At 51.1% G+C, this 24,411-nt stretch carries 22 protein-coding genes and 1 tRNA gene; 12 read left to right on the plus strand and 11 right to left on the minus strand.

Features of this window, described 5'->3' with window-relative positions; genetic code table 11:
* Window positions 1-48: 48 nt before the first annotated feature.
* Genes IVG45_RS06810 through IVG45_RS06820 form a run of 3 tightly spaced genes read right to left on the minus strand, consistent with a single transcriptional unit; the run spans window position 49 to window position 2,261 of the window.
* Window positions 49-771 (minus strand): DUF3581 domain-containing protein, encoded by a 723-nt coding sequence (locus IVG45_RS06810; RefSeq protein WP_196437106.1) that lies wholly within the window; start codon window positions 769-771, stop codon window positions 49-51.
* 12 nt (window positions 772-783) lie between these two features.
* Window positions 784-1,107: a rhodanese-like domain-containing protein gene (locus IVG45_RS06815; protein WP_196437107.1), complete on the minus strand. Its 324-nt coding sequence runs from the start codon at window positions 1,105-1,107 to the stop codon at window positions 784-786.
* Entirely contained in the window at window positions 1,098-2,261 is a 1,164-nt protein-coding gene (locus tag IVG45_RS06820; protein WP_196437108.1) for a pyridoxal phosphate-dependent aminotransferase, read from the minus strand. Before IVG45_RS06820 ends, IVG45_RS06815 begins: the two co-directional genes overlap by 10 nt.
* A gap of 111 nt (window positions 2,262-2,372) precedes the next feature.
* Here IVG45_RS06820 and dksA point away from each other — a divergent pair, with 111 nt between their 5' ends.
* From dksA to IVG45_RS06845, 5 genes are all read left to right on the plus strand, one after another.
* Window positions 2,373-2,795, plus strand: a complete 423-nt coding sequence (gene dksA, locus IVG45_RS06825; RefSeq protein WP_196437109.1) for an RNA polymerase-binding protein DksA — start codon at window positions 2,373-2,375, stop codon at window positions 2,793-2,795.
* 27 nt (window positions 2,796-2,822) lie between these two features.
* Entirely contained in the window at window positions 2,823-3,689 is an 867-nt protein-coding gene (gene gluQRS / locus IVG45_RS06830; protein WP_330165402.1) for a tRNA glutamyl-Q(34) synthetase GluQRS, read from the plus strand.
* A gap of 41 nt (window positions 3,690-3,730) precedes the next feature.
* Complete coding sequence (acs, locus tag IVG45_RS06835; RefSeq protein ID WP_196437110.1) at window positions 3,731-5,668, plus strand: acetate--CoA ligase; 1,938 nt, start codon at window positions 3,731-3,733, stop codon at window positions 5,666-5,668.
* Window positions 5,669-5,671: 3 nt separating this feature from the next.
* On the plus strand, window positions 5,672-6,544 hold the full coding sequence (locus tag IVG45_RS06840; RefSeq protein WP_196437111.1) for a DMT family transporter: 873 nt from the start codon (window positions 5,672-5,674) through the stop codon (window positions 6,542-6,544).
* A gap of 576 nt (window positions 6,545-7,120) precedes the next feature.
* Window positions 7,121-8,347: an IS256 family transposase gene (locus tag IVG45_RS06845; protein ID WP_196437112.1), complete on the plus strand. Its 1,227-nt coding sequence runs from the start codon at window positions 7,121-7,123 to the stop codon at window positions 8,345-8,347.
* A 110-nt stretch (window positions 8,348-8,457) separates the two neighbouring features.
* On the opposite strand, the gene IVG45_RS06850 is transcribed toward IVG45_RS06845, so the two are convergent.
* Window positions 8,458-10,857, minus strand: coding sequence for a tetratricopeptide repeat protein (locus IVG45_RS06850; protein ID WP_196437113.1), 2,400 nt, complete (start codon window positions 10,855-10,857; stop codon window positions 8,458-8,460).
* Window positions 10,858-11,199: 342 nt separating this feature from the next.
* On the opposite strand from IVG45_RS06850, the gene dhaL reads away from it, so the two are divergent.
* Window positions 11,200-11,826, plus strand: a complete 627-nt coding sequence (dhaL, locus tag IVG45_RS06855) for a dihydroxyacetone kinase subunit DhaL (RefSeq protein ID WP_196437114.1) — start codon at window positions 11,200-11,202, stop codon at window positions 11,824-11,826.
* Window positions 11,827-11,983: 157 nt separating this feature from the next.
* On the opposite strand, the gene dhaK is transcribed toward dhaL, so the two are convergent.
* Both dhaK and IVG45_RS06865 read right to left on the minus strand, forming a co-directional pair.
* Complete coding sequence (gene dhaK, locus IVG45_RS06860) at window positions 11,984-12,970, minus strand: dihydroxyacetone kinase subunit DhaK (RefSeq protein ID WP_196437115.1); 987 nt, start codon at window positions 12,968-12,970, stop codon at window positions 11,984-11,986.
* Window positions 12,967-13,797: an HAD-IIA family hydrolase gene (locus IVG45_RS06865; RefSeq protein WP_196437116.1), complete on the minus strand. Its 831-nt coding sequence runs from the start codon at window positions 13,795-13,797 to the stop codon at window positions 12,967-12,969. Before IVG45_RS06865 ends, dhaK begins: the two co-directional genes overlap by 4 nt.
* A 178-nt stretch (window positions 13,798-13,975) precedes the next feature.
* Between IVG45_RS06865 and IVG45_RS06870 the strand changes: the two genes are divergently transcribed.
* A tRNA-Phe gene (locus tag IVG45_RS06870) sits at window positions 13,976-14,051 on the plus strand.
* A 254-nt stretch (window positions 14,052-14,305) separates the two neighbouring features.
* Here IVG45_RS06870 and IVG45_RS06875 read toward each other — a convergent pair.
* Window positions 14,306-14,815, minus strand: a complete 510-nt coding sequence (locus IVG45_RS06875) for a DUF2380 domain-containing protein (protein WP_196437117.1) — start codon at window positions 14,813-14,815, stop codon at window positions 14,306-14,308.
* Window positions 14,812-15,255, minus strand: coding sequence for a regulator (locus tag IVG45_RS06880; RefSeq protein ID WP_196437118.1), 444 nt, complete (start codon window positions 15,253-15,255; stop codon window positions 14,812-14,814). Before IVG45_RS06880 ends, IVG45_RS06875 begins: the two co-directional genes overlap by 4 nt.
* A gap of 200 nt (window positions 15,256-15,455) precedes the next feature.
* Here IVG45_RS06880 and IVG45_RS06885 point away from each other — a divergent pair, with 200 nt between their 5' ends.
* From IVG45_RS06885 to IVG45_RS06900, 4 genes are all read left to right on the plus strand, one after another.
* Window positions 15,456-16,817 carry a sensor histidine kinase gene (locus tag IVG45_RS06885; RefSeq protein ID WP_196437119.1) on the plus strand — a complete coding sequence of 454 codons (1,362 nt, stop codon included), beginning with the start codon at window positions 15,456-15,458 and terminating at the stop codon, window positions 16,815-16,817.
* Window positions 16,814-17,485, plus strand: a complete 672-nt coding sequence (locus IVG45_RS06890) for a response regulator (protein WP_196437120.1) — start codon at window positions 16,814-16,816, stop codon at window positions 17,483-17,485. Before IVG45_RS06885 ends, IVG45_RS06890 begins: the two co-directional genes overlap by 4 nt.
* A 721-nt stretch (window positions 17,486-18,206) precedes the next feature.
* On the plus strand, window positions 18,207-20,624 hold the full coding sequence (locus IVG45_RS06895; RefSeq protein ID WP_230874784.1) for a multiheme c-type cytochrome: 2,418 nt from the start codon (window positions 18,207-18,209) through the stop codon (window positions 20,622-20,624).
* 414 nt (window positions 20,625-21,038) lie between these two features.
* Complete coding sequence (locus IVG45_RS06900) at window positions 21,039-21,518, plus strand: peroxiredoxin (RefSeq protein ID WP_196437121.1); 480 nt, start codon at window positions 21,039-21,041, stop codon at window positions 21,516-21,518.
* 50 nt (window positions 21,519-21,568) lie between these two features.
* Here IVG45_RS06900 and IVG45_RS06905 read toward each other — a convergent pair whose 3' ends face one another.
* Entirely contained in the window at window positions 21,569-22,804 is a 1,236-nt protein-coding gene (locus IVG45_RS06905) for a dicarboxylate/amino acid:cation symporter (protein ID WP_230874785.1), read from the minus strand.
* An 81-nt stretch (window positions 22,805-22,885) separates the two neighbouring features.
* Between IVG45_RS06905 and IVG45_RS06910 the strand changes: the two genes are divergently transcribed.
* A complete protein-coding gene (locus IVG45_RS06910) occupies window positions 22,886-23,371 on the plus strand; it encodes a YchJ family protein (protein WP_196437122.1) in 486 nt (161 codons plus the stop codon).
* Here the strand turns inward: IVG45_RS06910 and bcp are convergent.
* Window positions 23,368-23,835 (minus strand): thioredoxin-dependent thiol peroxidase, encoded by a 468-nt coding sequence (bcp, locus tag IVG45_RS06915; protein WP_196437123.1) that lies wholly within the window; start codon window positions 23,833-23,835, stop codon window positions 23,368-23,370. The genes IVG45_RS06910 and bcp overlap by 4 nt on opposite strands.
* 1 nt (window position 23,836) lies before the next feature.
* Window positions 23,837-24,370: a glycine cleavage system protein R gene (locus tag IVG45_RS06920; protein ID WP_196437124.1), complete on the minus strand. Its 534-nt coding sequence runs from the start codon at window positions 24,368-24,370 to the stop codon at window positions 23,837-23,839.
* Between the last annotated feature and the right edge of the window lie 41 nt (window positions 24,371-24,411).

Genomic DNA, 24,411 nt, shown 5'->3' on the forward strand with positions numbered 1-24,411 from the left:
ACTTCGACTCCGCTCGGCCAACGGCAATTTGATCGGTACCCGACGACTCTAATTGGTTAACAGATTCTCCAGATAACCATTTTTCCGCGCCAGATAATCATCCACAAAAGCCTGCATCGGATCGGCCTCGAATTCACGCAGCCCGCTGACGGTCAGTTTTTTGAAACCGGAACCTACTACCTCGTCACCTGATTTGATTTGAAAATACAAATAAGCCGTGGCCCGTTTACCGTTGACTTCCATTTTAGGTTCCAGCGTTTCCAAACGCGGATTATCAATATCGAGTCGCTGCATTTTTAGCGTCATACTCTCATAAATCACCAATGGCCTGTCGATGTTGAACATCACATTTTCTTTCTCCAGCATCGGCACCAATACATAGGGGAAGTTTTGTCCCGAAAACGCCACGTAATCGCGTATCAAGGCTTCGATCATGGCCGGATCGTGATTAACTTGGCCCGAACGTTGGATCTGCAAATAGGTTTTACCTTGATTGTCGGTGACATCGATCAGTTCGGCCTCGGTGTCGGGAAAATGTAATAAAACCCCATCGCCGACCATCCCGGAAAAGATGAAATGCATGTTTTCACTGAGGCCGTATTTTTCCAGTACCAACGAAAACAGCAAATCTCCCGGCACGCAGAAGCGTTTGGCATCTTCATCATGCAAGGGATTGAAGTCATGGGCAATTTCTTTGGCAAAAGTGCTGGCTTGTTGAGCAGCGATACGGATGCTGTTGTCGTGAGTTTCGTAAAATTCTTTTAGGAACATGTAGTTATTATTTTAATAGCGTGGAACAGAGGGATCGCAAGTTACCGACCAGGCGTCTATACCGCCTTTAAGATTATAAAGCCGATCAAAACCGTATTGCTCTAAAAACAGACAGGCTTGCTGGCTGCGCATGCCATGGTGGCAAATCACCACGATATCTTGAGCACTATCCAGTTCCTGACTGCGTTCCGGCAGTTGCCGTAACGGGATGTGTAAGCTGCCTTGAATATGAGCAAAGGCAAATTCGTTGGGTTCTCTAACATCCAGCAGCAATACGCTGTCGCCATTTTCCAGGCGTTGTTGCAATTGTAGAGCGGTGCATTGTGTTATTGGCATAGGAATCGTTCCAAACGTTTTAAAGCGGCGGCCATTCTATCGATAGATGCGGTATATGCAAAACGGATATGTTTATCCGCCTGATAAATACCGAAATCCCGCCCCGGCGTCACCGCCACGCCTTCCTTCTCCAATAAATCCTTAGCGAATTGAAAACTGTCGTTGGTAAACGCGCCGCAATCGGCATAAATGTAAAACGCGCCTTCGGGCTTGCAGGCAATTTTAAAACCCAACTTCAGCAGATTTTCGTACAAGAAATCACGCCGAACTTTGAATTCCAGCCTGCGTCTTTCCAGTTCAGCTTGGTTTTCCGGCGTAAACGAGGCCAACGCCGCATATTGCGAATGGGTCGGGGTCGAAATAAAAATATTTTGCGCCAGCTTTTCCGCGGCTTCGACAAACTCGTCCGGCACTACCAGCCAACCGACCCGCCAACCGGTCATGCCGAAGAATTTGGAAAAACTGTTGATGACAAAAGCGTCATTGCTAAAAGCCAATGCACTGACAGCCGGTTGATCGTAAATCAGGCCATGATAAATTTCATCGGAGTAAAAGCAACCACCCAGGTTGTGAACCCGGTCGATGGCGGCTTTAAAATCCTCTCGCCCCAGCAAGGTACCGGTAGGATTAGACGGCGACGCAATCAGTACCCCTTTGCTAGCCGCATGCCAGTTTTGTGCAATCAATTCAGCGGTCAGCTGGTAGCCGGTAGTAGCATCGACATTCACAAACTGGGTTTGACCATTGAACAAGCGCACGAAGTTATCGTTGCACGGATAGCATGGGTCAGACATCATCACTTGTTCGCCCGGATTCAGACTGATGCCGAATGCCAGCAAAAAAGCACCCGAAGCCCCCGGCGTAATAAATACCCGTTTGGGGTCCAGTTTTACACCATACTGCTGTTGATAGTGTTCGGCTATGCAGGCGCGTAATTCTGGCAAGCCTGCCGCGGCGGTATATTTGACCTCACCGGTTTTTAATAAAGCCCGGCCGGCCTCGATCACGCCTTGCGGAGTCGGAAAATCCGGTTCGCCGATTTCCATGTGAATAATATCGCGCCCTTCCCGCTCCAATTGTTTGGCGCGCTGCAATAACTCCATGACATAAAAAGCGGATATACCTTGCATTCTGTCTGCGACTTGCTGTTTCATACTCTGTTTGTGGTGAACTAATGCGCGGGCATGATAACAAACTTCTTGCTTGCGCTTGATCATTCTGATAAAAAGCCCCGATTTTTTTAAAAGACCGTCAGGAGTCAATGGATGAATAGTTCCACGTCAGAATTTACCTTCAAACCCTATGAAGAAAAGGAAGGTGAAGAATACATGAACGAGGCCCAGTTAGAGCACTTCACCAATATCCTGAATAAGTGGAAATCAGAGTTGATGGAGGAAGTGGATCGTACTGTGCACCATATGCAAGATGATGCCGCCAACTTTCCCGATCCGAATGACAGAGCCACTCAGGAGTCGGAGTTCAGTCTGGAGTTGCGCACGCGCGACCGTGAACGCAAATTAATCAAGAAAATCGAGGAGTCGATCAAAAATATCGAAGCCGGCGATTATGGTTATTGCGAAACCTGCGGCGTCGAAATCGGCATTCGCCGCTTGGAAGCCCGCCCCACCGCCACCTTATGCATCGATTGCAAAACCCTGGATGAAATCCGGGAAAGACAAATGGGTTAACTCCTGTCGGAAACTAACCCGCTCTATATCGGCCGGTTTGCGCCCTCGCCCACCGGCCCGCTTCATCTTGGCTCCCTATACACCGCGCTGGCCAGTTATCTGGACGCCCGTCGGCATAACGGCCTGTGGCTGCTACGCATTGATGACCTGGACACCCCTCGCAATGCGGACGGCGCCAGTGATGCCATACTGCGCTGTCTTGAGCGTTTTGGGCTGCATTGGGATGGCAATGTGTATTTCCAAATCCAGCATCTGGAACACTATCAACAGATTTTGGCTACATTACAGCATCAACAATGGCTTTATGCCTGTCGTTGCAGCCGTAAAACCTTGGCAAACACCCCTATTTACCCCGGCTATTGCCGCGAAGCCGGCTTTGTGGATGACGAATCAAGCGCGTTGAGGCTAAAAACTCAAGATCGGCAAATCGAATTTGACGATGCCCTACAGGGATTTATCAGCCAAAACCTTATCCGCGAACATGGCGATTTTATTGTGCGTCGCAAGGACCGGATCATCGCCTATCAGTTTGCCGTGGTCATCGACGACTACAATCAACGGATCAACCACGTGGTGCGCGGCGCCGACTTGCTCGACTCAACAGCCAAACAATTGTATTTACAACAATTATTGGGCTATCCCATGCCACGGTACACACACTTGCCGCTGATCGTGGATCAACAAGGCAACAAACTCAGCAAGCAGACCCTGGCCGCGCCGGCGGACGACAGCCACCCCGAATCGACCATGTTTTTATTGCTGCGGCTATTACGGCAAAATCCCCCAGCTGAGTTAGCCAATGCTCCCGCCGAACTACAATTGCAATGGGCCATTGCACACTGGAAACCGCTAGCCTTGAAAAAAATTCGTGCAATTCAGCCACCAATTCACTAATTTACCGCCCCATAAGCTGGACACAGACCTAAGGACTTACCATGTCGGAACATCACATCTATCCTGTCAAACCCGAAATCGCCCATCGGGCGCACATTAGTGCCGACACTTATCAAACCCTATATCAACAATCTGAAAGCGACCCGGAAGGCTTCTGGGCGGATCAAGCCGAGCGATTTCTGAAGTGGGAGCAACCTTGGCATAAGGTGATGCAATGCGATTTTCCCAAGGGGGACATCCATTGGTTCATGGGCGGCAAGCTGAATGTCAGTGTCAACTGCCTGGATCGGCATTTGGACGCGCGCGGCGATCAAGTGGCAATCATCTGGGAAGGAGACGATCCGTCGCGTGACAGTAGATTGACCTATCGCCAATTGCACGAGCAAGTCTGTAAATTCGCCAATGTATTGAAAACACAAGGTGTGCAAAAAGGCGACCGAGTTTGTATTTACCTGCCGATGATCAGCGAAGCGGCGGTGGTGATTCTGGCCTGCACCCGGATTGGCGCGGTGCATTCGATCGTGTTCGGCGGGTTTTCCGCCGATGCCTTGCGCGACCGGATTTTGGACGCCGATTGCCGCTACCTGATCTGCGCCGATGAAAGTTATCGCGGCGGCAAAATCGTCCCGGCCAAAATCAATGCCGATAAAGCGGCGGCCCAGTGCCCCAACCTGAAAACCGTCATCGTGATCAAACATACCGGCCATGATGTACCCTGGCACGAAGGGCGCGACGTCTGTTACCACACCTCCATGCAACAGGCCGAGACTGATTGTCCGCCGGTCATGATGGATGCCGAAGACCCGTTATTCATCCTTTACACGTCGGGATCGACCGGCAAACCCAAGGGTTTACTGCATACCACGGGAGGTTATCTGCTATATGCGGCGATGACGCATAAATATGTGTTCGATTATCAGGATGGCGATATTTACTGGTGCACCGCCGACATCGGTTGGATTACCGGCCATTCCTATGTGTTATACGGGCCGTTATGCAACGGCGCCACTACCTTGATGTTCGAAGGCGTGCCGACTTATCCGGCGGCCGACCGCTTTTGGCGGGTAGTCGACAAACATAAGGTCAACATCTTCTACACCGCGCCTACCGCAATCAGGGCGTTGATGGCGCAAGGCGACGACTTTGTTACCCGCACCGATCGCGGCAGTCTGCGCATCCTGGGCAGCGTCGGCGAGCCGATCAACCCAGAAGCCTGGGAATGGTATTACCAAGTGGTCGGCGACTCGCGCTGCCCGGTTGTCGATACCTGGTGGCAAACCGAAACCGGCGGCATCATGATTACCCCCTTGCCGGGCGCCACCGCACTGAAACCGGGCTCGGCCACATTGCCGTTCTTCGGCGTAAAACCGGCGATTGTCGATAACGACGGCCATTTGCTGGAAGGCGAGACTGAAGGCAACTTGGTGCTAACCCATTCCTGGCCTGGTCAAGCCCGCACGGTGTATGGCGATCATGAGCGCTTCATCGAAACTTATTTTAAAAAATTTCCGGGTTATTATTTTGCCGGCGACGGCGCCCACCGAGACAATGATGGATACTACTGGATCACCGGACGCGTCGATGACGTGATCAATGTTTCGGGTCATCGGCTGGGTACCGCCGAAATCGAAAGCGCGCTAGTATTACATCACGATGTGGCGGAAGCCGCGGTTGTGGGTTATCCGCATCCAATCAAGGGCCAAGGCATTTACGCTTATGTAACGTTGAACGCAGGCGTTTCACCCAGTGACATTCTAAAAGCACAGCTGAAGGAACTAGTGAAGGAAGAGATCAGCGCAATTGCCCTGCCGGATTTTATCCAATGGGCCCCGGGCCTGCCGAAAACCCGCTCCGGCAAAATCATGCGCCGTATCCTTCGTAAAATCGCCGCCAACGACATCGGCAATCTCGGCGACACCTCGACACTGGCCGATCCTACGGTTGTGGATGATTTACTGACGCAACGCATTCAGCAATAACCCGTGCGTATCTTTTTAGCCTATCTGGGGGTGGTGGTAATCTGGTCCACCACCCCGTTGGCGATTAAATGGAGCGCGGCGGACGTTAGCTATGTATTCGGGGTCACCGCCCGCATGAGCATAGGCGCTGTCTGTTTGCTGCTTTTGATGCTGATAGCCAGACAACCCTTGCGTTTGCATGGCGCCGCGCTCCGCACATATTTGGCGGTGGCATTGCAGTTGTATCTGAGCATGCTGATTACCTATTGGGGCGCGCAATTTATCCCTTCCGGCTGGGTGTCGGTAATTTTTGGCTTGACCCCGTTCATGACGGCGTTTCTGGCGGCGGCGTTTTTGAATGAGCGCAGTTTGAGCATAGGGAAACTGTTTTCGTACACCCTGGGAATAGGCGGCCTGCTGGTAATGTTCGACTCGGCCTTGGAAATCAATCAACAAGCCCTGCTAGGCATGATTGCACTGTTGATTGCCACCTTTCTATACGCCGTCAGCTCGGTCTGGGTAAAGCAAATCAACGCCCAATTACCAGCCCTGACTCAAATCAGCGGCGGCATGCTTTTGGCGTTGCCGGCATATTTCGCCACCTGGTTCTGGCTCGATCACGGCGTCTTGCCAAAGGTTATTTCCGAACAAACCCAACTGGCTATCCTTTACCTGGGCTTGATCGCCACTCCAATCGGTTTTACGCTGTACTATTATGTACTCGCTTACCTACCGGCCACCACGGTAGCCATGATTACACTGATCACGCCGGTGTTCTCGCTGATTCTGGGCTACAGTGTCAATCAAGAGCCGCTGACTCTGAAAATTGCGATAGGGACCGGGCTGATCGTGTTGGCCTTGGCACTTCATGCCTTTCTTGAACGCCGGAGGAACTGAAAACATTAAGGGAATAAATTTAACGCGAACAAACCGCCATTGACTGAGCGGGGCCGAAGTATTGTTATCCTAAGCTCCGTCCATTGGACGACTCATGTAACAACATCAAATATGTCGAATGCATCCCGGATTTTTTCCATTGGCGGCGTAACCTATAAAGCGTCGAAGGATCAAGCAGAATCACCTTTATTAACCTAACTTTAGGGGTGGCCGAAATGTTAAGTAAATTCCACAAAATCAAACCTATTAACCACCCAATTGCGGCGTTGAAGTTATCTCAAAGCTATCTGTATGAAATAGACTTGATAATCCAAACCTCAAATTGGCTAAGTCAAAAATCCCGAAACAAGCTCACAATGACTCAAAAACAAAACTTAGTATGTTGAGTGCTGACATCGAGATCTTTGCTATGAGGGGAATTGGTGTCGCTGCATAAATGACTAGGGTTCGAATTCGAGCATCAAGTCGGGCTAAAGATAACCATTTCAGTACCACAACATAGAATCCCAGAGGGTGTAAGAATTTTTGTGTAAACGGCCATTAGGCAGGAAACTGCCGATCCTTAAAGGAGCAAAAATGACCGTATTAAAATCCATCCCAACCGAATTGCTCGATACCTTGCTATCGGGTTATCAAAAACCCGAAGACCTGATTGGTGAAAACGGTCTGTTGAAGCAATTATCCAAGGCGCTGGTGGAACGTGCGTTGGAAGCCGAACTGACCGAACATCTGGGCCACGCCAAGCATGACCCCATCACCAATCCGAGTGGCAATGCCCGTAATGGCAAAAGCCGAAAAAACCTGAAAGGCGACTTCGGCGAATTACCGATTGAGATTCCGCGTGACCGTCATGGCAGCTTCGAGCCGCAAATCGTCGCCAAACATCAAACGCGCTGGACTGGCTTCGACGACAAGATCATTTCGCTGTATGCGCGTGGAATGACGGTCCGAGAAATTCAGAGTCATCTGGAAGAGCTGTATGGCACCGAGGTTTCGCCTTCGTTGATTTCCTCGGTCACCGATGCGGTAGCCGATGAAGTTAAAACCTGGCAATCGCGCCCGCTGGAACCGGTTTATCCCATTGTCTATCTCGACTGCATACACGTCAAAGTGCGCGATACCGGCGCTGTGCGGGTCAAAGCCGTCTATCTGGCGATTGGTATCAATCTGAATGGCGAGAAGAAAGTTCTGGGGTTATGGATCGCCCAAACCGAAGGGGCTAAGTTCTGGTTACAGGTGGTCACCGAACTGAAAAATCGCGGCGTGCAGGACATTTTTATCGCCTGTGTCGATGGGCTGAAAGGGTTTCCCGAAGCCATCGAAACCGTTTATCCGCAAACCGCCGTTCAGCTTTGCATCGTCCATCTGGTGCGTAACAGCCTGAACTATGTCAATTGGAAAATGCGCAAACGGATTGCCGATGACCTCAAGCGGATTTATCAATCGGCTACCGTTGCAGAAGCCGAGCAGCAATTGGCTGAGTTCGAGGCACAATGGAATGGCGATTATCCTTCGATTGCCCAGATATGGCGGCGTAACTGGAGTCGGGTCATCCCGTTTTTCGACTATCCGCCGGAAATACGCCGAATCATCTACACCACCAATGCCATTGAGTCGGTCAATATGAGCCTGAGGAAAATCACCAAAAATCGTGGCTCTTTCCCCAATGACGAGGCATTATCGAAACTGTTTTATCTGGCGCTGATGAATATCAGTAAAAAATGGACCATGCCATTGCATAACTGGAAAGCGGCTTTAAATCGGTTTAGCATTCAGTTCGACGACCGGATGCCAAACCGTTAATTAAACCCGTTTACACAAAATTCAGGACACCTTCGAATCCTCGCCAAGATAGGCCTCCCTCAATTGCGTTGCTTCAAAGGAGGAAAGCCCAATAGCAAGCTCAAGATCAATCAACCACCTTGCTTGGCTTTTTCCAATGTCTGCTTGGCAGTATCCAAGCCATCAAAATTAGCCTTCGAATCCACTGCTTTTTGCAGATGCTCGGCTGCCTTTGCCATATCGTTCTGTTTGAAATACAGCATACCGATATGATAATTGTTGATAGGCGAAGCAGCATCCGCCTCCAGCGCCTTTGCCAGTATTTCCTTGGCGTAATCTAATTTACCTTGCTTATAGGCAATCCAGCCCGCCGTATCCAGAAAACTGGGGTTTTTCGATTTAACCAAAGGTTCCGCCAGTTTGGCCGCGCGTTCCAGATTTTCCGGAGTTTCCGCGTAATCGGACAAATAACTGGCCAAATTATTGACCGCCACGGCCGAATTCGGATAGCGTTTATAAGAATCTTCATACAAGGCCAACACCTTGTCATGCTCACCGGCGCTGTGATGCAGCCGGGCCAGATCCTCGACCAATTCCATCGCGCCCTTGGTTTTTTCAATACCCTGGGTATATATCTTGACGGCTTCAGCCTTGTTTTTTTGCACCAGCTCGGCCAATGCCAGATTACGGTAAGGACTGAACCAATCCGGCTTAATTTCCAACGATTTATTAAAGGCTTTTTGGGCCTCGGCAAAATTCTTCTGGCTTAGATGTATGCCACCCAACAAGTTATAGGCAATAAAGTGATCGGGATGGCGTTTGATCACCTGTTGCAGTTCTGCGATGGCTTTGGCCTCCTGCTTTTGCGCCATATAGGTCTTGACCAATTCGGTCAAAGGCTCTATGGCATCCGGTTTTTTCAGCAGGGCCTGTTTAAATGCATCGATCGCGGCATCCAGCTTGCCTTCGGCCTGATAACCCAGGGCCGACATGTAAAATCCGGCCGCATCATCCGGAAAAGCCTGCTGCACTTGTTTGGCTACATCCTGCGCCTTGTCCCATTGTTTTTTCGCCACTTCCAGCCTGAATAAAGTTTCGAGGCCTTTTTGGCTCTTCGGATTGGCTTTTAACAGCTCGGCAATCTGCTGTCTGGCTTGGTCTTCATGACCAGCCTTGAGTTGCAAGCCGGCCAAATCCAGGCGTGCGGTTTCATCCGCGGGAGCTGCGGCGATGACTTTCTCCATGTTTTCGCGGGCCAACTCCGGCTCGTTATTGCGAAGATGAGTCGCGGCCAACAGTTTCAGGACGTTGACATTATTGGGCTGATCGACCAGTACCGAACGAAAGTCGCCAATCGCCTCCGGAATTTTGTTTTCCGCCAAGGCAAATTGACCGCGCAGGGTCAGAGCCTCGGCATCGCGCGGATTGGCCTCCAAAACGTCCTTGATCAAGGCCCTGGCTTCGTCGCCGCGTCTATTGGCGGCATAGAAAGCAGACAACTTGTTGCGGGCGGAAATTCCGTTGGGGCCTAATTTATCTTGTTCGACGATTTGTTTCAGCGTCCCTTCGGCTTTATCGGCTTGTTTATTGGCCAATTGCAAGGAAGCCAATTTAAACTTCAATGCGTAAGCCTCCGGCTTTTGCTCAACGATGGGCAGCAATTCGGCAATCGCTACTTCCAGACTGCGTTTTTCCACTAAAAAGTCAATTAAATTGGACTCGGCCGCTTCATTATCGGGTAGTTTCCGGATGGCATCGCGCAATGTGGCTTCAGCCTTGTCGAGCTGATTGGTGCCGACTTGATACAGCGCCAGGTTTTTATAATGCTGAACTTCCTCGGGTTGTAGTTGAATAATGGATGCCAGCAACTCCTCGGCTTCGGCATTTTGTTTGTTTCTGGCGTAAATACCCACCAACATGGTGCGTAACGGAATACTGTCTGACTTTTTCTCAATCGATTGTTTTAAAAGCGAAATCGCTTTTTCGACCTTGTTGTTTTTGACATTGATGGACGCCATCATCAAGGTCGCCGATACATCATCGGGACTTTTTTGCAAGGCTTTTTCAACACTCGCGATCGCCGCGTCGCTATTGTTTTTTGCCATATGTACGCCGGCCATCAGCACCAGTGCTTCGACGTTGTCGGCTTCCTTGGCCAAGGCTTCAGTGGCCATTTTTTCGGCGTCATCCACCGCACGATTCAATAATAATAACTGCCCTACTCTAACCCTTGCCATCACATGATGTTCATCATTGGCGACGATAGTATTGTATTCCTTGAAAGCATTCTCGATTTTGCCCTGCTTGCTCAAAGTTTCGGCCATTTGAAACCGGCCTTCCCAGTTTTTAGGGTCAATTTGCAGCACATTCTTGAAAGCCAGTTGGGCTTTTTCATAATCGCCTGCCTGAAAAAGCTGCTTCCCTTCCTCCATGTATTTTGCTTTACGCTCATCGGCACCGTTGCAAGCCACCAATCCTGCGCTCAAAACAGCAATGCCTAGATTTTTAAGAATAGTTTTTTTTCTTTTCATGTACATCTTGATTCCATTTGCTTTGGGTTATTTGGATGCTATCCGGGATAACGTTGCTCCAACGACGATTTTATCTTATTTGCCTCAAACGAAACGCCGTATTTACTAGGAATGAGAACCCCATGGTGCGACATGTTGCCGCAGGTGTCGGCACAGACTGGCGTGAACTTATCTCCCGTTTGCGGCCAACAAACATTGCTAGCCTTATTGCCAGGATTAATAAAAAGAGCGATTCACCGTTGACCAAGCAGCGCCGAAAACACCTAGCTCTAAGCGTAATCTGGACACGAACTTATACAGACGCTATGCTCTGGGGCTTAATTAGCGCCAGCTGGAGGTATCATGTCTATTACACCTGCAAAATTTCCGGAATTGATTCACGCCATCGCAACCTCGATCAACGAACATGCCGACGCCATTACCGAACTGGATCAAGCCATTGGCGATGGCGACCATGTCTTTAATTTGCAGCGAGGTATCGAGGCTCTACAAAGCCACAGCGCAGAAATTGCCGGCTTGGACTGGACGGCGGCCTGGCAGAAAATAGGCATGACTGTGATGGCGGCAATTGGCGGCGCTTCCGGCTCCCTTTACGCCACCTTATTTATCAGCCTGAACAAAAACAGCAAAGACAAACCCGCCGACCTCGCAACCTTTGCCGAAGCATTTCAATTGGGAATAGAGGCCGTAAAACAGCGCGGCAAAGCGGATGTGGGCGAGAAAACCATGCTGGATGTATTGGTGCCGGTTGCCAACGCGTTGAAACAGGATGTAACCGAAGGCAAGCCACTGACTGACATACTCGATCACATTTGCCAAGTAGCCGAGGCCGGTGTCGAGTCGACTCGAGAGATGCTGGCCACAAAAGGTCGGGCCTCGTTTTTGGGCGAACGCAGCAAGGGCCACATCGATGCTGGTGCCAAGACCGCGCAATTAATGATTGCCGCGATTGCCGAAGTCCTGAAATAGCGCCAAGTTAACCATGGATTTCCATTCCAAGCTTCATTTTATTCTTGACTTCGGCTCGGCTCAGCCGACGCCTACGAAAAGTAAGTTAATGACAGAAGTTGGCTGAGCGGTGCCGAAACCAGCGCCTCCATCGGTCTCGGTTACATCAGCCGCCGATTCAGCAGCCCCAGCGCAATGCGGCGGTATTGACCGGCGCATCCCACAATCGCAACATTTCCTCGTCCAGCAAGGTCAGTGTCAACGAACAGCCCGCCATATCCAGCGAGGTAGTGAAATTACCGACCAGCGAACGCTGTATCGATAATCCACGTCGGCTCCAAAATTGCCAGGCCAGTTCATAAATCAAATGCAACTCCACCAACGGCGTTGCGCCGAAACCATTGACATGCAATAGCACCTGCTGACCAGCCTGGGGATTTAGATCGTCCTCAATATGCCCAGCCAGTTGTTCGACAATCTCGGTCGCGGACACCAGTTTGCCGGTTTCCCGTCCACGTTCGCCATGTATGCCTACGCCCATCTCGATCTCATCCTCGGCAATGGCAAAAGTCGGATGACCCAGCGCCGGCACCGTGCAACTGCTCAAGGCCACACCCATTGAGGCGGTCGCCTTCGCCACTTTCTGGCCCAGCACCTGGCAGGCCGCCAGATCGTAACCCTCTTCGGCCGCCGCACCGACGATTTTTTCGACGATAGCGGTACCGGCCACCCCTCGCCGGCCGATGCTATGCGTTTTCGGCAACGACACATCGTCGTTCACCAATACCGTCGCATTGGGCATATCCAGCATTTCCGCCGCCATTTCGAAGTTCATCACATCGCCGGCATAATTTTTGACGATGAACAACACCCCTGCTCCGCCATCCACCGCCTGGGCGGCGGCCAGCATTTGGTCGGGTGTCGGCGATGTAAAGATTTGTCCGGGACAGGCCGCATCCAACATCCCGACACCGACAAAACCGCTGTGCAAGGGTTCATGGCCTGATCCGCCACCCGAGATCAACGCCACCTTGCCGGATTTTCGAACCGAGCGAAAAATATAATTTGGTTGGGTATTCAGTTGCACGATATCGGCATGGGCCTTGGCAAAGCCTTGCAGACTGGTATCCAACAATGTGGCCGGGCTATCGATAAATTTTTTCATTGCGACTCCTTATGTTGTTTGAGCAAAACTTGAGTGAGTTCACGAATATCCCGCATCACCCAGTTGGGCGCATAATCAAGCTTGGCAATATCACTCTCACAGGAAATACCGGTCAATACCATCAAACTGCGTATCCCGGCGCGCACCGCCCCCAGAATATCGGTATCCAGTCTATCGCCAATCGCGATCACATAAGCGGGATCTACGCCCAAAAGCCTCAGGGCTTGCTGGTAAATGATGGGTTCGGGCTTGCCTATGGTGACAGGGGTGACACCGGTGGCCGCCCGCAGCGCCGCTAGCGTCGCCCCGTTACCGGGCAAAAATCCGCGTTCGGTCGGCAAACTGACGTCACCGTTGGTACCGAAAAAATCCGCGCCCGCTTGTATATTCAACGCCGCGGTACATAGCTTGTCCCAGCTCAATTGTTTGTCCAGGCCGCATACCACCAGATGAGCGCGCCGATCGGGTTCGATGTCGTCCAGCCCGGTCAGCGTAAAGCCTTGATCCAACAAGGGCCTTGACGCACCCGCCCCCCCGATTACGAATACCCGGGTGTCCCTCGCTGGATAGCGCTCGGCCAAAAACAGGGCCGTGGCCATGCCCGAGGTTAAAATTTCCGTTAAATCAATTTCAACGCCCATGTCCGCCAGTTTGAAGACATATTGTTCGGCCGTCAGGCTGGCATTATTCGTGGCTAACACAAAGGGCAAGCGCAAATAGCGCAAAATCTGGAACAACTCAATCAGTCCCGGCTGGGCTCGATCTCCATGCCACAGCACGCCATCCATGTCGATAATGAGACCGCGAACATCAGTAAAAGCTTGCATAAACGAAATATGACATGAAATTGATCGGCCGCGGAAACCCAAAACTCCGGATAAACGCCCTGTATTTACCGCCAGAGAATTGCATAAACACTCTGCACTGTCCAGCCGAAAACCACGCACTGCTTTTTTATGCTTGACTTAAGCCTGATAACCCTGTTTAATGCACGGCTCTTGACGGGCCCAGGTAGCTCAGTCGGTAGAGCAGAGGACTGAAAATCCTCGTGTCGACAGTTCGATTCTGTCCCTGGGCACCATGAATATTAAAGGGCTTGCAGCGATGCAAGCCCTTTTCTTTTTCTAGCCGGCGGCTCTTTGCCGACCGCATGCCGATTCCCCGTTATTCCAAGCGAACAATCGATCGGGAATCCGGTTCCAGTAAATCCCCCTCCAACATCAATATCAACTCGAAATGCGGCTCGAGTATGCGGCCACCCATGGCTTGCTCCTCAACCTACCGGCGAGTGGCGTGATTACGGCGGCGGCAGCTCAAAATCCTCGGCGTTTTCGCTCACCGTTGCCCGGCCCGCTCAATCGATTCGTGAACTTTTTCGGCAAGCCTATTGATACTGCGATAGGTGACTTTTTCATGATTGCCCTTTAACTCGATATCATAGTGCGCGGCAAGCGTTTGGTTTTTTACCCGGATCAAATGCGTCACTAGGTATGAAACCAAGAAACTGGGCTTGCTGTGCTGACTGACAATGATCCAGTCGGCCCCGACTCGTTGGCCTAATTGAGCCGCCAGATCATGAAAGCGAAACAAATACCCAAACCCGGCATTGGCCAATTTTTGAGCGTCGGCATCGATAAACACGATTTCATAATCGCCAGCCCGCCTTAAGGCCTTGTGTAATAAAGGCGCCATCGATGCGGTGCGTTGCAGTTCGGCCGGCGTATTGGGCAGCGAACTCATATCACTGAGTTCGAAACTGACGATGGCGATGCGCTGCGCGGCACGGCCGTTTCCGGACAGTAGGATCAGCGACAACACCAGGGTAATTTTGGTCAGTTTGTTCATGAGGTTTTCCCCATTTGTTTTTTGTACAAGTCGATAAAATCCCGCATGCCGAGTTCGCCGACCACGTTCAAATCGTCGTCCAGAATCTGGTAGAACACGCCGTCGCCACCGCGGATGCTGAAAAACACGACGACATCCACATCGCCACCACCTTCCCGATGCGGCTCGTCGCTGGGCTGGCTGGAGGTATATTTGCCGACCGGCCGGATTTCCTTGAGGCTGCCGTCGGCGTGATATAGCCTATGTTCGCCCTGAATCACGAAGGTCTTGTTCAGGGACTTGTGCCGGTGCAAGACGATTTGTTGTTGGGCGGCAAACTTGAACAGCACGTCGACGATTTGATTGTTTTCATCAATATCCAGGATCGAATATTGTAGGTGATCGAAACCGGCCAGGGTTTGCCATTGAATGTGGGTGTCATCGAAAAAGTGATTGGTCATGGTTGTATCCTCGTCATTGAATGTGTGAATGTGATTTTTATCGGTCGGGCAACGACAGCTTATGCAATGCCGGGTTTGTCGTAAGCCGAATTTTGCCCGGCGAATTCGGGCAATTTGCCCGCCGTGACCGCTTGGCTTGGTGATCGGGTGATCGACTCATAAAATGCTTTGAATCTTTGCTTCATCCACACAGGCGGGCCATGAATTTACAACTGCATTTACTGTCCCGTATCGCGGTGCTTGCCTTGCTGTGCCTGGCGGTGATCGCCGGCTATTCACTGTTTCAAAGCCACAAACAAGCCGAACGAAACACCCGGCAAATGGCCGAGGCCATAGGCAAACAGCTGGAGTCGCAGCTATTGTTGATCGACGCCGGCATGGGCCTAAGCAACCCGTTTCCGAATTTCGAGTTTTGGAAACAATCCGGCGGCCAGCCTGGCGTTTGCGTGGTTTACGCGCCCGCCGATGATGGCAATTCGCGCAGTCTTTGCCAGGGCACCAAACCATCGGACGCCGATTGGCCGGCGAGTTTTGAAAACGTTTATCGGTGGATTTTCAATCCCGGATTGCAAGCGGTGCGGCCCATAGCCTCGAAGGATCGCGTCCATGGCTCGCTGACGGTGACACCCAGCGCCGAGTTGGAGATTACCGATGCATGGAACAAGACGCTTAGCCTAATGGCGTTATCAACCGTCACTGTTTTGGCGATCTGCCTGCTGGTATATCTCAGTATCAGCCGCGCCTTGAGGCCGGCACAAACCATAGTCGCCGGCTTGGAAGACCTGGAATCGGGGCATCTGGATTTTCGCCTGCCGCCGTTTGAATTGGATGAATGGCATCGCATCGCCTCGGCCATTAACCAACTGGCGGCCAGCCAGCAACAATTGCTGAATGAACGCCGAAAATTGGCGGTGAAATTGATCGATCTTCAGGAACAGGAGCGCCGCTATTTGGCCAGGGAGTTGCACGACGAATTCGGCCAATGCCTGGCAGCCATCAACGCCGTCGCCTCTTCCATCAAGCAAACGGCAACCCTTCAATGCCCGGACTTGATGGCCGAAGCCGATCATATCGGCCGCATCACCGCGCACATGCTGGACGGCGTGCGCGACTTGCTCGGCCGTTTGCGTCCGGCGGAATTCGACGAACTGGGCTTGGCGGCCAGCCTCAACAGTTTGGTCGCCGGCTGGAACGGACGTAACGGCGGCAAGACCCGCTACCATTTGAATATAGTCGGCGATTGCGATTCATTGCCGGAAGCGCTGGCCGTGGCCTTGTTTCGGATCGCCCAGGAATGTCTGACCAACATCGCCAAACATGCCAAAGCCTCCAGCGTCGGCATCAGCCTGACGATAGCTGACGAGGCGGCGGTTTTGACCGTAAAAGACGATGGCGTAGCCAGGCAACAACCCTTTGCCGATGTCGCCGGCATAGGCTTGTTGGGCATCCGCGAACGCGTCACCGCCTTGCACGGCCAACTGAGATTGGAGATAGCCGAACCCCACGGCTTGATCGTCGAAGCCCGTCTGCCGATGGCGATCATGACCGAGACGAACGCATGATCAGCATTTTACTGGTCGACGATCACGCCATCGTCCGCGAAGGCTACCGCGCCTTGCTGGCCAAACAGCCCGGCTTGCAGGTAATTGCCGAAGCTGGCGACGGCTCTCAAGCTTATCAGCAGTTTAAGGAACGCCAGCCGGACCTTACGATTACCGATATTTCCTTGCCCGGCAGCAGCGGGCTGGAACTGATAGCCCGCATCAAACAACGCCAGGCCGACGCCAAAATCCTGGTGTTCAGCATGCATCAAAATCCCGGCTTTGCCGGGCAGGCCCTGCGGGCTGGCGCCTTGGGTTACGTGACCAAAAGCAGTCCGCCCGAGGAATTGCTGCGGGCGATACAGGAAGTCCATGCCGGCCGGCACGTGTTGAGCGCAGACATCGCCCAGGCCCTGGCGCTGGAAAAACTCGGCGGCAAGCGCATCGCGCTGGAAACCTTGACGGTGCGAGAATTCGAGATTCTGCGTTTACTGGTCGACGGATGCGGCAACGACGACATCGCCCGTATCCTCAACATCAGCCCGAAAACGGTCGGCAACTGCCATTATCTGATCAAGCGTAAACTCGGCGTCGCCAGCGATATAGAACTGACAAGGCTGGCGATCAAATTGAATGTGCTGGACCTTTTAGAGTTATCCGCCCCAGTCGATTCTTTTCCGCCAGGCTAATGCCGGCTTAAACCTCGGCTCGCGACACCGGCTAGGAACATAGTTTAGCCGCTTGATAAAACCATATCATCTAAGACTTTGGAACCGACTGTTGCAACAGCCATATGTCCATTTCTTTAACACGGCTAATGCTCTTACCATGAACCGAGGCGGCCAATATTTTCGCCTCGGGCTTCAGAAAACCAAGACAACGTATTTGATTGGAAATAGACGATAGAGTTTTAAACTACCATAAAAAACAAGCCTTCACCCCCCTCATTGGCAGCCTGGATAGGTTGGAAACTAAATAACCTTTAAGTTATTCACTTTTTACCAAAACCGGCAATATTCCGTGGATTTAGAATTAGCGTTATAGAGAAACCATCTATAACCACCACAAAATAACATTAACTATTTGATAATAAATGATATTTATCAAATATTTATCACCCTAAAATTCTTTTTCAACCATAGCACCGTTTTTAATCTTAAATTCATTTTTTATGCGCCTAAATAGTTAATAATTGTAGGGTATTTAACTATTTCCAGTATTTGATATTAGATTAGGGCTAGTAGGTAGCGCTATATATAGCAATGGGTAAAGCTGCTAAACCACTCATTTCATCGTCAAATAGTTGATTTAAGTCAAATACGAAAAAACCGCTTTATGATGGAATCCGTTCACCCGCATTATAAGTTAGTACGAATTTTCTGATCTGTTCATTTACTACGAGGGCGCATTATGAGCATAAATTTAATACCCAGATGGCTAGCGGTTATCCTATGGCTGTTTACGGCCGGCAATGTCTACGCCCTCGAGCTGAGCCCGTCTTCGCTCGAGCTCATCGCGGGAAAAACCGCGCAAATCACAGTCTCGAAAACATCCGGCTCGGTCTCGGCCAAATCGAGCAATAAAGAGATTGCAAGCGTCAGTTATTCAGGCGGTATCCTTACCGTAAAGAGCCTAAAATCAGGTTCGGCAGTCATTAGCGTCAAGGATAAAAAAACCTCTAAAACAGCGGAGATTAAGGTTTTAGCCGCATCGGCAATGAGTATTTCGCCGACATCGCTGGCGCTCAAGATCGGGGAGACCGGAAAAATTACCGTGTCGAACCCATCGGGCCGAGTAAGTTCTAAATCTTCGAATACTTCGGTAGCTACCGTCAGTTATGAAAGCGGTACCGTCAAGGTGAAAGGCATCAAAGCGGGTAGCGCGACTATCACGATAAAAGATAGTAGAAGCTCCAAAACGGCTAGCGTGACGGTTTCATCAAGCTCGAGCTCAGGCTTGACGGTGTCACCCTCGGTTGTGTCTCTGAATGTCGGCAATAACACCAACGTATCGGTAACCAACCCGTCCGGCACGGTAAGCGCCCAGTCATCCGATTCAGCCATCGCCACGGCCAGTTACGGCAATGGCACCGCTGTTATAACCGGGGTCAAAGCAGGCTCGACAACCGTCGTGATCCGAGACAGCAGTACCTCGAAAACGGTTTCCGTTACTGTCTTGAATACTACGGCGATTGGTAACTATACCCTGTTAGCCTGGAACGATCTGGGCATGCATTGCATGGATGGCCTGGATTTTTCCGTGTTTGCCATCTTGCCGCCTTACAACACATTGCATGCCCAATTGAAAGATAAGAGCGGAAAATTGGTGACTAGCAACGTATTGCTAACCTACGAAGCCGTCGCGGACAGTTCCGGTTCTATCAACACGAGCAGCGCCGATAAAACCAATTTCTGGACCTGGGTTCAGGATTTGGTTGGTCTCAACCCCGCACCTGATGTGGGTTTGAATCTGGACGGTCTGGCTTCCGGTTCGCCCGCTCCCGGCAATAAAACCCCTACACTGACTCCGGCGCCGATGACTTATAACGCGGCCTATAACTGGTTCGAAGCCGAAGGGATACCGATTACACCGTTTGATGATGCCGGCAAAAAGAATTTTTATCCTACCGTTAAAGTCGTAGCTAAAGACGCGGTCACGGGTAAGGTTCTGGCAAGCACCACCACGGTACTGCCGGTCAGCGATGAAATGACCTGTAAAGGTTGCCATGCCTCGACCGATTCAACCAATCCAGCTCAAACGGCGGCAAAACCATCGCCAAATTGGCTATTCGACAACGATCCGGAGAAGGATTGGAAACGCAATATTCTTTTACTTCACGATCAAAAACAGGCTTCCAACAGTGTATTTACATCAGCGCTTACCAAGGCCGGTTATCCAAACGGATTGTTGGCCTCGGCCGACAACAACAAACCCGTGCTTTGCGTCGCCTGCCATGCCAGCAATGCCTATTTTGACAAGGAAAACAAAACCACGGTCATGGGCGGCATGGCTGGCATCCCGGCGTTTACCCAAGCACTTCATCAAAAACATGCCGATGTGATCGACCCGACCACGAACACCAAGCTCAATGACATTGCCAATCGGTCTTCGTGCTATCAATGTCACCCAGGATCGGTCACTCAGTGCCTACGCGGTGCAATGGGCAAGGCAGTCGACGCTCAAGGAGATTCATCAATGAGCTGTCAAAGTTGCCACGGCGATATGAAAGCCGTGGGCAATCCTGCCCGCCAGGGTTGGTTCAACGAACCGACTTGCGAGTCATGCCATAACAGCGCGGCCCCCGGTAAACGGGCACTATCCGGCGTCAATGCTCAAGGTGTTGAGATTGTGCCAACCGATCACACGTTTGCCACCAATGCCGATACGCCCGTTCCGGGGCTGAATTTATATCGATTCAGTAAAGGCCATGGCGGCTTGCAGTGCGAAGCTTGTCACGGCGCAACTCATGCGGAATATCCATCCAGCCATCAGGATGAAAACCTGCAAAGTATTGCCATACAAGGCCATGCCGGCCCCGTGGCCGAATGTACCGCCTGTCATACGACGGTACCGTCCACGGTAAATGGCGGACCTCACGGCATGCATAGCACGGGAGATAGCTGGGTTAAACAGCATGAAAATGCCAACAAAAACGGCACGGCCACAACTCCAAGTTGCTCTTATTGTCACGGCACGACCAGCGCCGGCACACCGTTAAGCGCAATCAAGGTTGCTAAAACCATTGATGCCGGTGAATTCGGTATTAAAAACTGGCCGGCGGGCTATCAAGTCAGCTGTTTCAGTTGCCACAACGGCCCCAACCCATAATCCGTATCGCTTCCCTGCGTTAATCTTCGCCCCGAAAGGGGCGAAGCCTTTTAACGAGCCTCAACAATCCAATCTGCCACCATTTGATCCGCTATCCTTCAACCAACTCCGGATAGTTTGGTTCCGGACGTTTTCACCCCTCATGCGCCCTGTTCTAGGTCCTCTTTACCCAATCAGAACATGCGGCTCGTTTGTGTAAATTTGCATCGCGTCATTTACCATGCTAAACATCCTTTGCTGGTATTGATCTTCAACCCGGATTATCCTGACGCTAGTCGGCATCGCCCGGTTTGATTCGTCTTGCCCAGCCTGTCGAAAAAACCGCTTGCTCTAAACCATATACCGTCCATGCCGCCGGTTTGACTATCATTGGCCATCGCCGGCTGTTTTATGTCCTATCAAGAGGAGAAGCTCATGTCACAATTATTAGAAAAAAACCAGGAAGCGCCGTTTTTCAGAGCCGTTAATCAAGATAACAAACTACTGTATTTGTCCGATTACAAGGGCGAAAAAAATGTAGTCCTGTACTTTTATCCCAAGGACGACACCCCAGGTTGCACCATTGAAGCCAACGACTTTACCGGCCTTGCCGAGGAATTTGATGCGCTCGATACCGTCATCATCGGCGTTAGCAAGGACGATTGCGAAAGCCATCGGGCATTTATCAGCAAATACGGTCTGAATGTACAACTGTTGGCCGACACTTCCGGGGAACTGTGCGACAGCTACGGAGTTTGGCAAGAAGTGGAAAAAGACGGGGTCAAAAAATGGAAAATTGTCCGTTCCACCTTCATCATCGACAAAGACGGCATGTTGGTCGAAGCCATGTATGGGGTCAATCATGAAGGCCATGCCCAAGCGGTACTGGATACCATCAAAGCTTTGAACGCCTAAAATCCAAACACGGGCTAGGCAATAGGGATGAAAATTGCCTAGCCCCCATCTCAGCCGGAGGTTTTAACCAGTCTCTGCACCACTAGACTACCGACCATATCGCCCTCGACATTGACCATGGTCCGAAACGTATCCAACAAACGATCGATCGGCAGCAGAATGGCTATGGCTTCGGCCGGCAATCCGACCGACTGCAACACCATCACCATCGTCACCATGCCGGCACTAGGGATACCGGGCGCCCCGATCGCGGCCAACATGGTGGTAAAAAACACAATCATCTGCTGAGCCAGATCGAGCTCGATACCCACTAGATTCGCCACGAACATAGCCGCCGCCGCTTCATACAACGCCGTGCCATCCATGTTGGCCACGGAGCCCAATGGAATCACGAAACCGGCAATACTGGGTTTGACATGTAAATGCTGCTCCGCGCACCGTAAGGTTACCGGCAAGGTAGCCGAACTGGAGCTAGTGGCAAAAGCGGTGATCAAGGCCTCGCGCGCGCCACGAAAAAATCTTGAGGGCGACATTCTGGTAACCAGAAATAACAACAATGGTAATATCACAAAACCATGCAGCAACGTGGTACCCAACACCACCGCCACAAATTGGGCCAGACTCGCCAACACCGCCATGTTTTGGGTGGCCAGCAATTGAGCCAGCAGCGCCAAGATACCGAACGGCGCCAGCCGCATAATCCAGCCCACCATGCTCAACATCAGTTCCAAACCTTCCTGCATTAACCGCAAAACATTGCGGTAACGTTCCCCTCCCACCACCAACGCAATCCCTAGCAACAAGGCAAACATCACAATCGCCAACACATTGCCTTGGGCCAGGGCCGCGAACGGATTGACGAACAACCCATGCAAAAAACCGGCAATGAACTCGGCAAAACTCATCTGTTTGGCGGCAATATTCTGATTGGCGCCCTGGAACAAATCCAGGTTCAGGCCTTGACCGGGGTGAAACCAATTACCGGCCAGCAAGGCTAATAAAATCGCCAAGCCCATCGACAATATAAAAAACCCCAGGGTTGATAGCCATACCCGATGCAATTGACTATGTTGGCGCAAATTGGCGACGCCGACCACAATAGAGGTAAACACCAGCGGCACCAAGACCATTTTCAACAAGTCGATGAACAACGTGCCGATTAGACCGCAGAGATACAGGCCTTGCTTCACGCCGCCGGCTTCGATCCCCATCCGCGCGAACAACAGCCCTAGCGCTAAACCCGCTATGCTACCAACAAAGATTTGAATATTTAACGAAAGTCGCACGGTTCCCCCAGATGGGTTATGAAACAGTAAGTGGTGGATTGATTAGCCTGGAACGGCAGTCTTTCGGTAAAATCAGCCTCTATGACTACGACGACTGACGAAATACAGGCTTGCTTGTGCGGTTCCGGCCTTGCCTATCCGGATTGCTGCGGACTATATCACAGCGGTAAACGACTTCCAGATACGGCGGAAGCATTGATGCGCTCGCGTTTTACCGCCTATGCGCGGCGAGACGCCGCTTATCTGCTGGCCAGCTGGAATGCGGGCAAACGTCCGGCTAGCCTAGACTTTTCCGAGGAAACCGCCCTATGGCACTCGTTGCAAATCATCAATTGCAAAAAAGGCGGCGTTACCAACAGCAAAGGGATCGTGGAATTTAAAGCGTTTTACAACCAGGACGGGATTGAATATTTCATGCACGAAATCAGCCGCTTTGTAAAAACCGGCCAACGCTGGTTTTATCTGGATGGTGTCATCAAAGCCGCCGGCAAAACCGAGGCCGGTTCAAATACCGACGGAAATGCCTTATGCACCCATGGCGGCTGCAAGAAATTCAAGTCGGTTTAATCTTTCCGCAAAACATCTAAAACCTCTTCGACGTGGGTTTTGACTTTTACCTTGCGCCATTCGTGAACCAGCACGCCGTTTTCATCGATTAAAAACGTGCTGCGTTCAATGCCACGCACCTGCTTGCCGTACATGTTTTTCATCTTGATCACATCGAACAACTGGCACAATTGTTCGTCTTGATCCGACAACAAATCGAACGGAAACGCCTGCTTGTACTTAAAGCCCTCGTGCATCTTCACGCTATCGCGCGAAACACCCAAAACCGTCGCATTCAAATCGTCAAATTGCGAGATATGATCACGAAAGGCTTGTCCTTCTTGAGTGCAACCCGGTGTGTTGTCCTTGGGATAAAAATACAAAACCAGTTTCCTGCCCTTAAAGTCGGCAAGTGACAGATGTTTATCGCCGGTCGCCGGTAGTTGAAAATCCGGAACGGCTTGGCCAATGGCTACAGTAGTCATATTAACGTTTGATGGGTTCAAGGATGGCGTCAATGTTCAGGCTGTCGCAGAAATCCAAAAATTCCTCGCGTAGCGACAAAATACGTACATCGGGAGGCACCAGCAGTGTGAAACGGGTGGAAAATATCTGATTTTTGAACAGCATCGCCGGATGCAGACTGGCACTGATCTCATCGATGATGATGCCGCGCGCCAATAAAAAAGAGGTCAATTCGAACAGCAAGTCTTTTTTATCCATCGAAATCGTTTCCAGAGTATAAGGCACCCCCTCCTCCACGGTAGGCGGCGGGTCAAACTCCTGTGGACGCAACAAACTGATCTGAACTTGAAACCGGTTGCGGATCGCATCCAGCAAGCCTTCCAGTTTGGCGACATAATTCCAGTTGCCATCGATCAAAATATAAGCCGAGGTAATCTCGGTCAGATTAGAAGTACGAAGTTCCACCACGCTGCACTGGCAGGTGCTGATCGCCGAAAGAATTTCCGCGATAAAACCATCGGCTTTATTTCCCAAAATGCTGATTGCAAGCTGCATAAAATTTGCCCTTAAATTTGATCTGGAAGTTTAGCATCATT

It is taken from the genome of Methylomonas sp. LL1 (assembly GCF_015711015.1).
In the GTDB taxonomy this organism is placed as follows: domain Bacteria; phylum Pseudomonadota; class Gammaproteobacteria; order Methylococcales; family Methylomonadaceae; genus Methylomonas.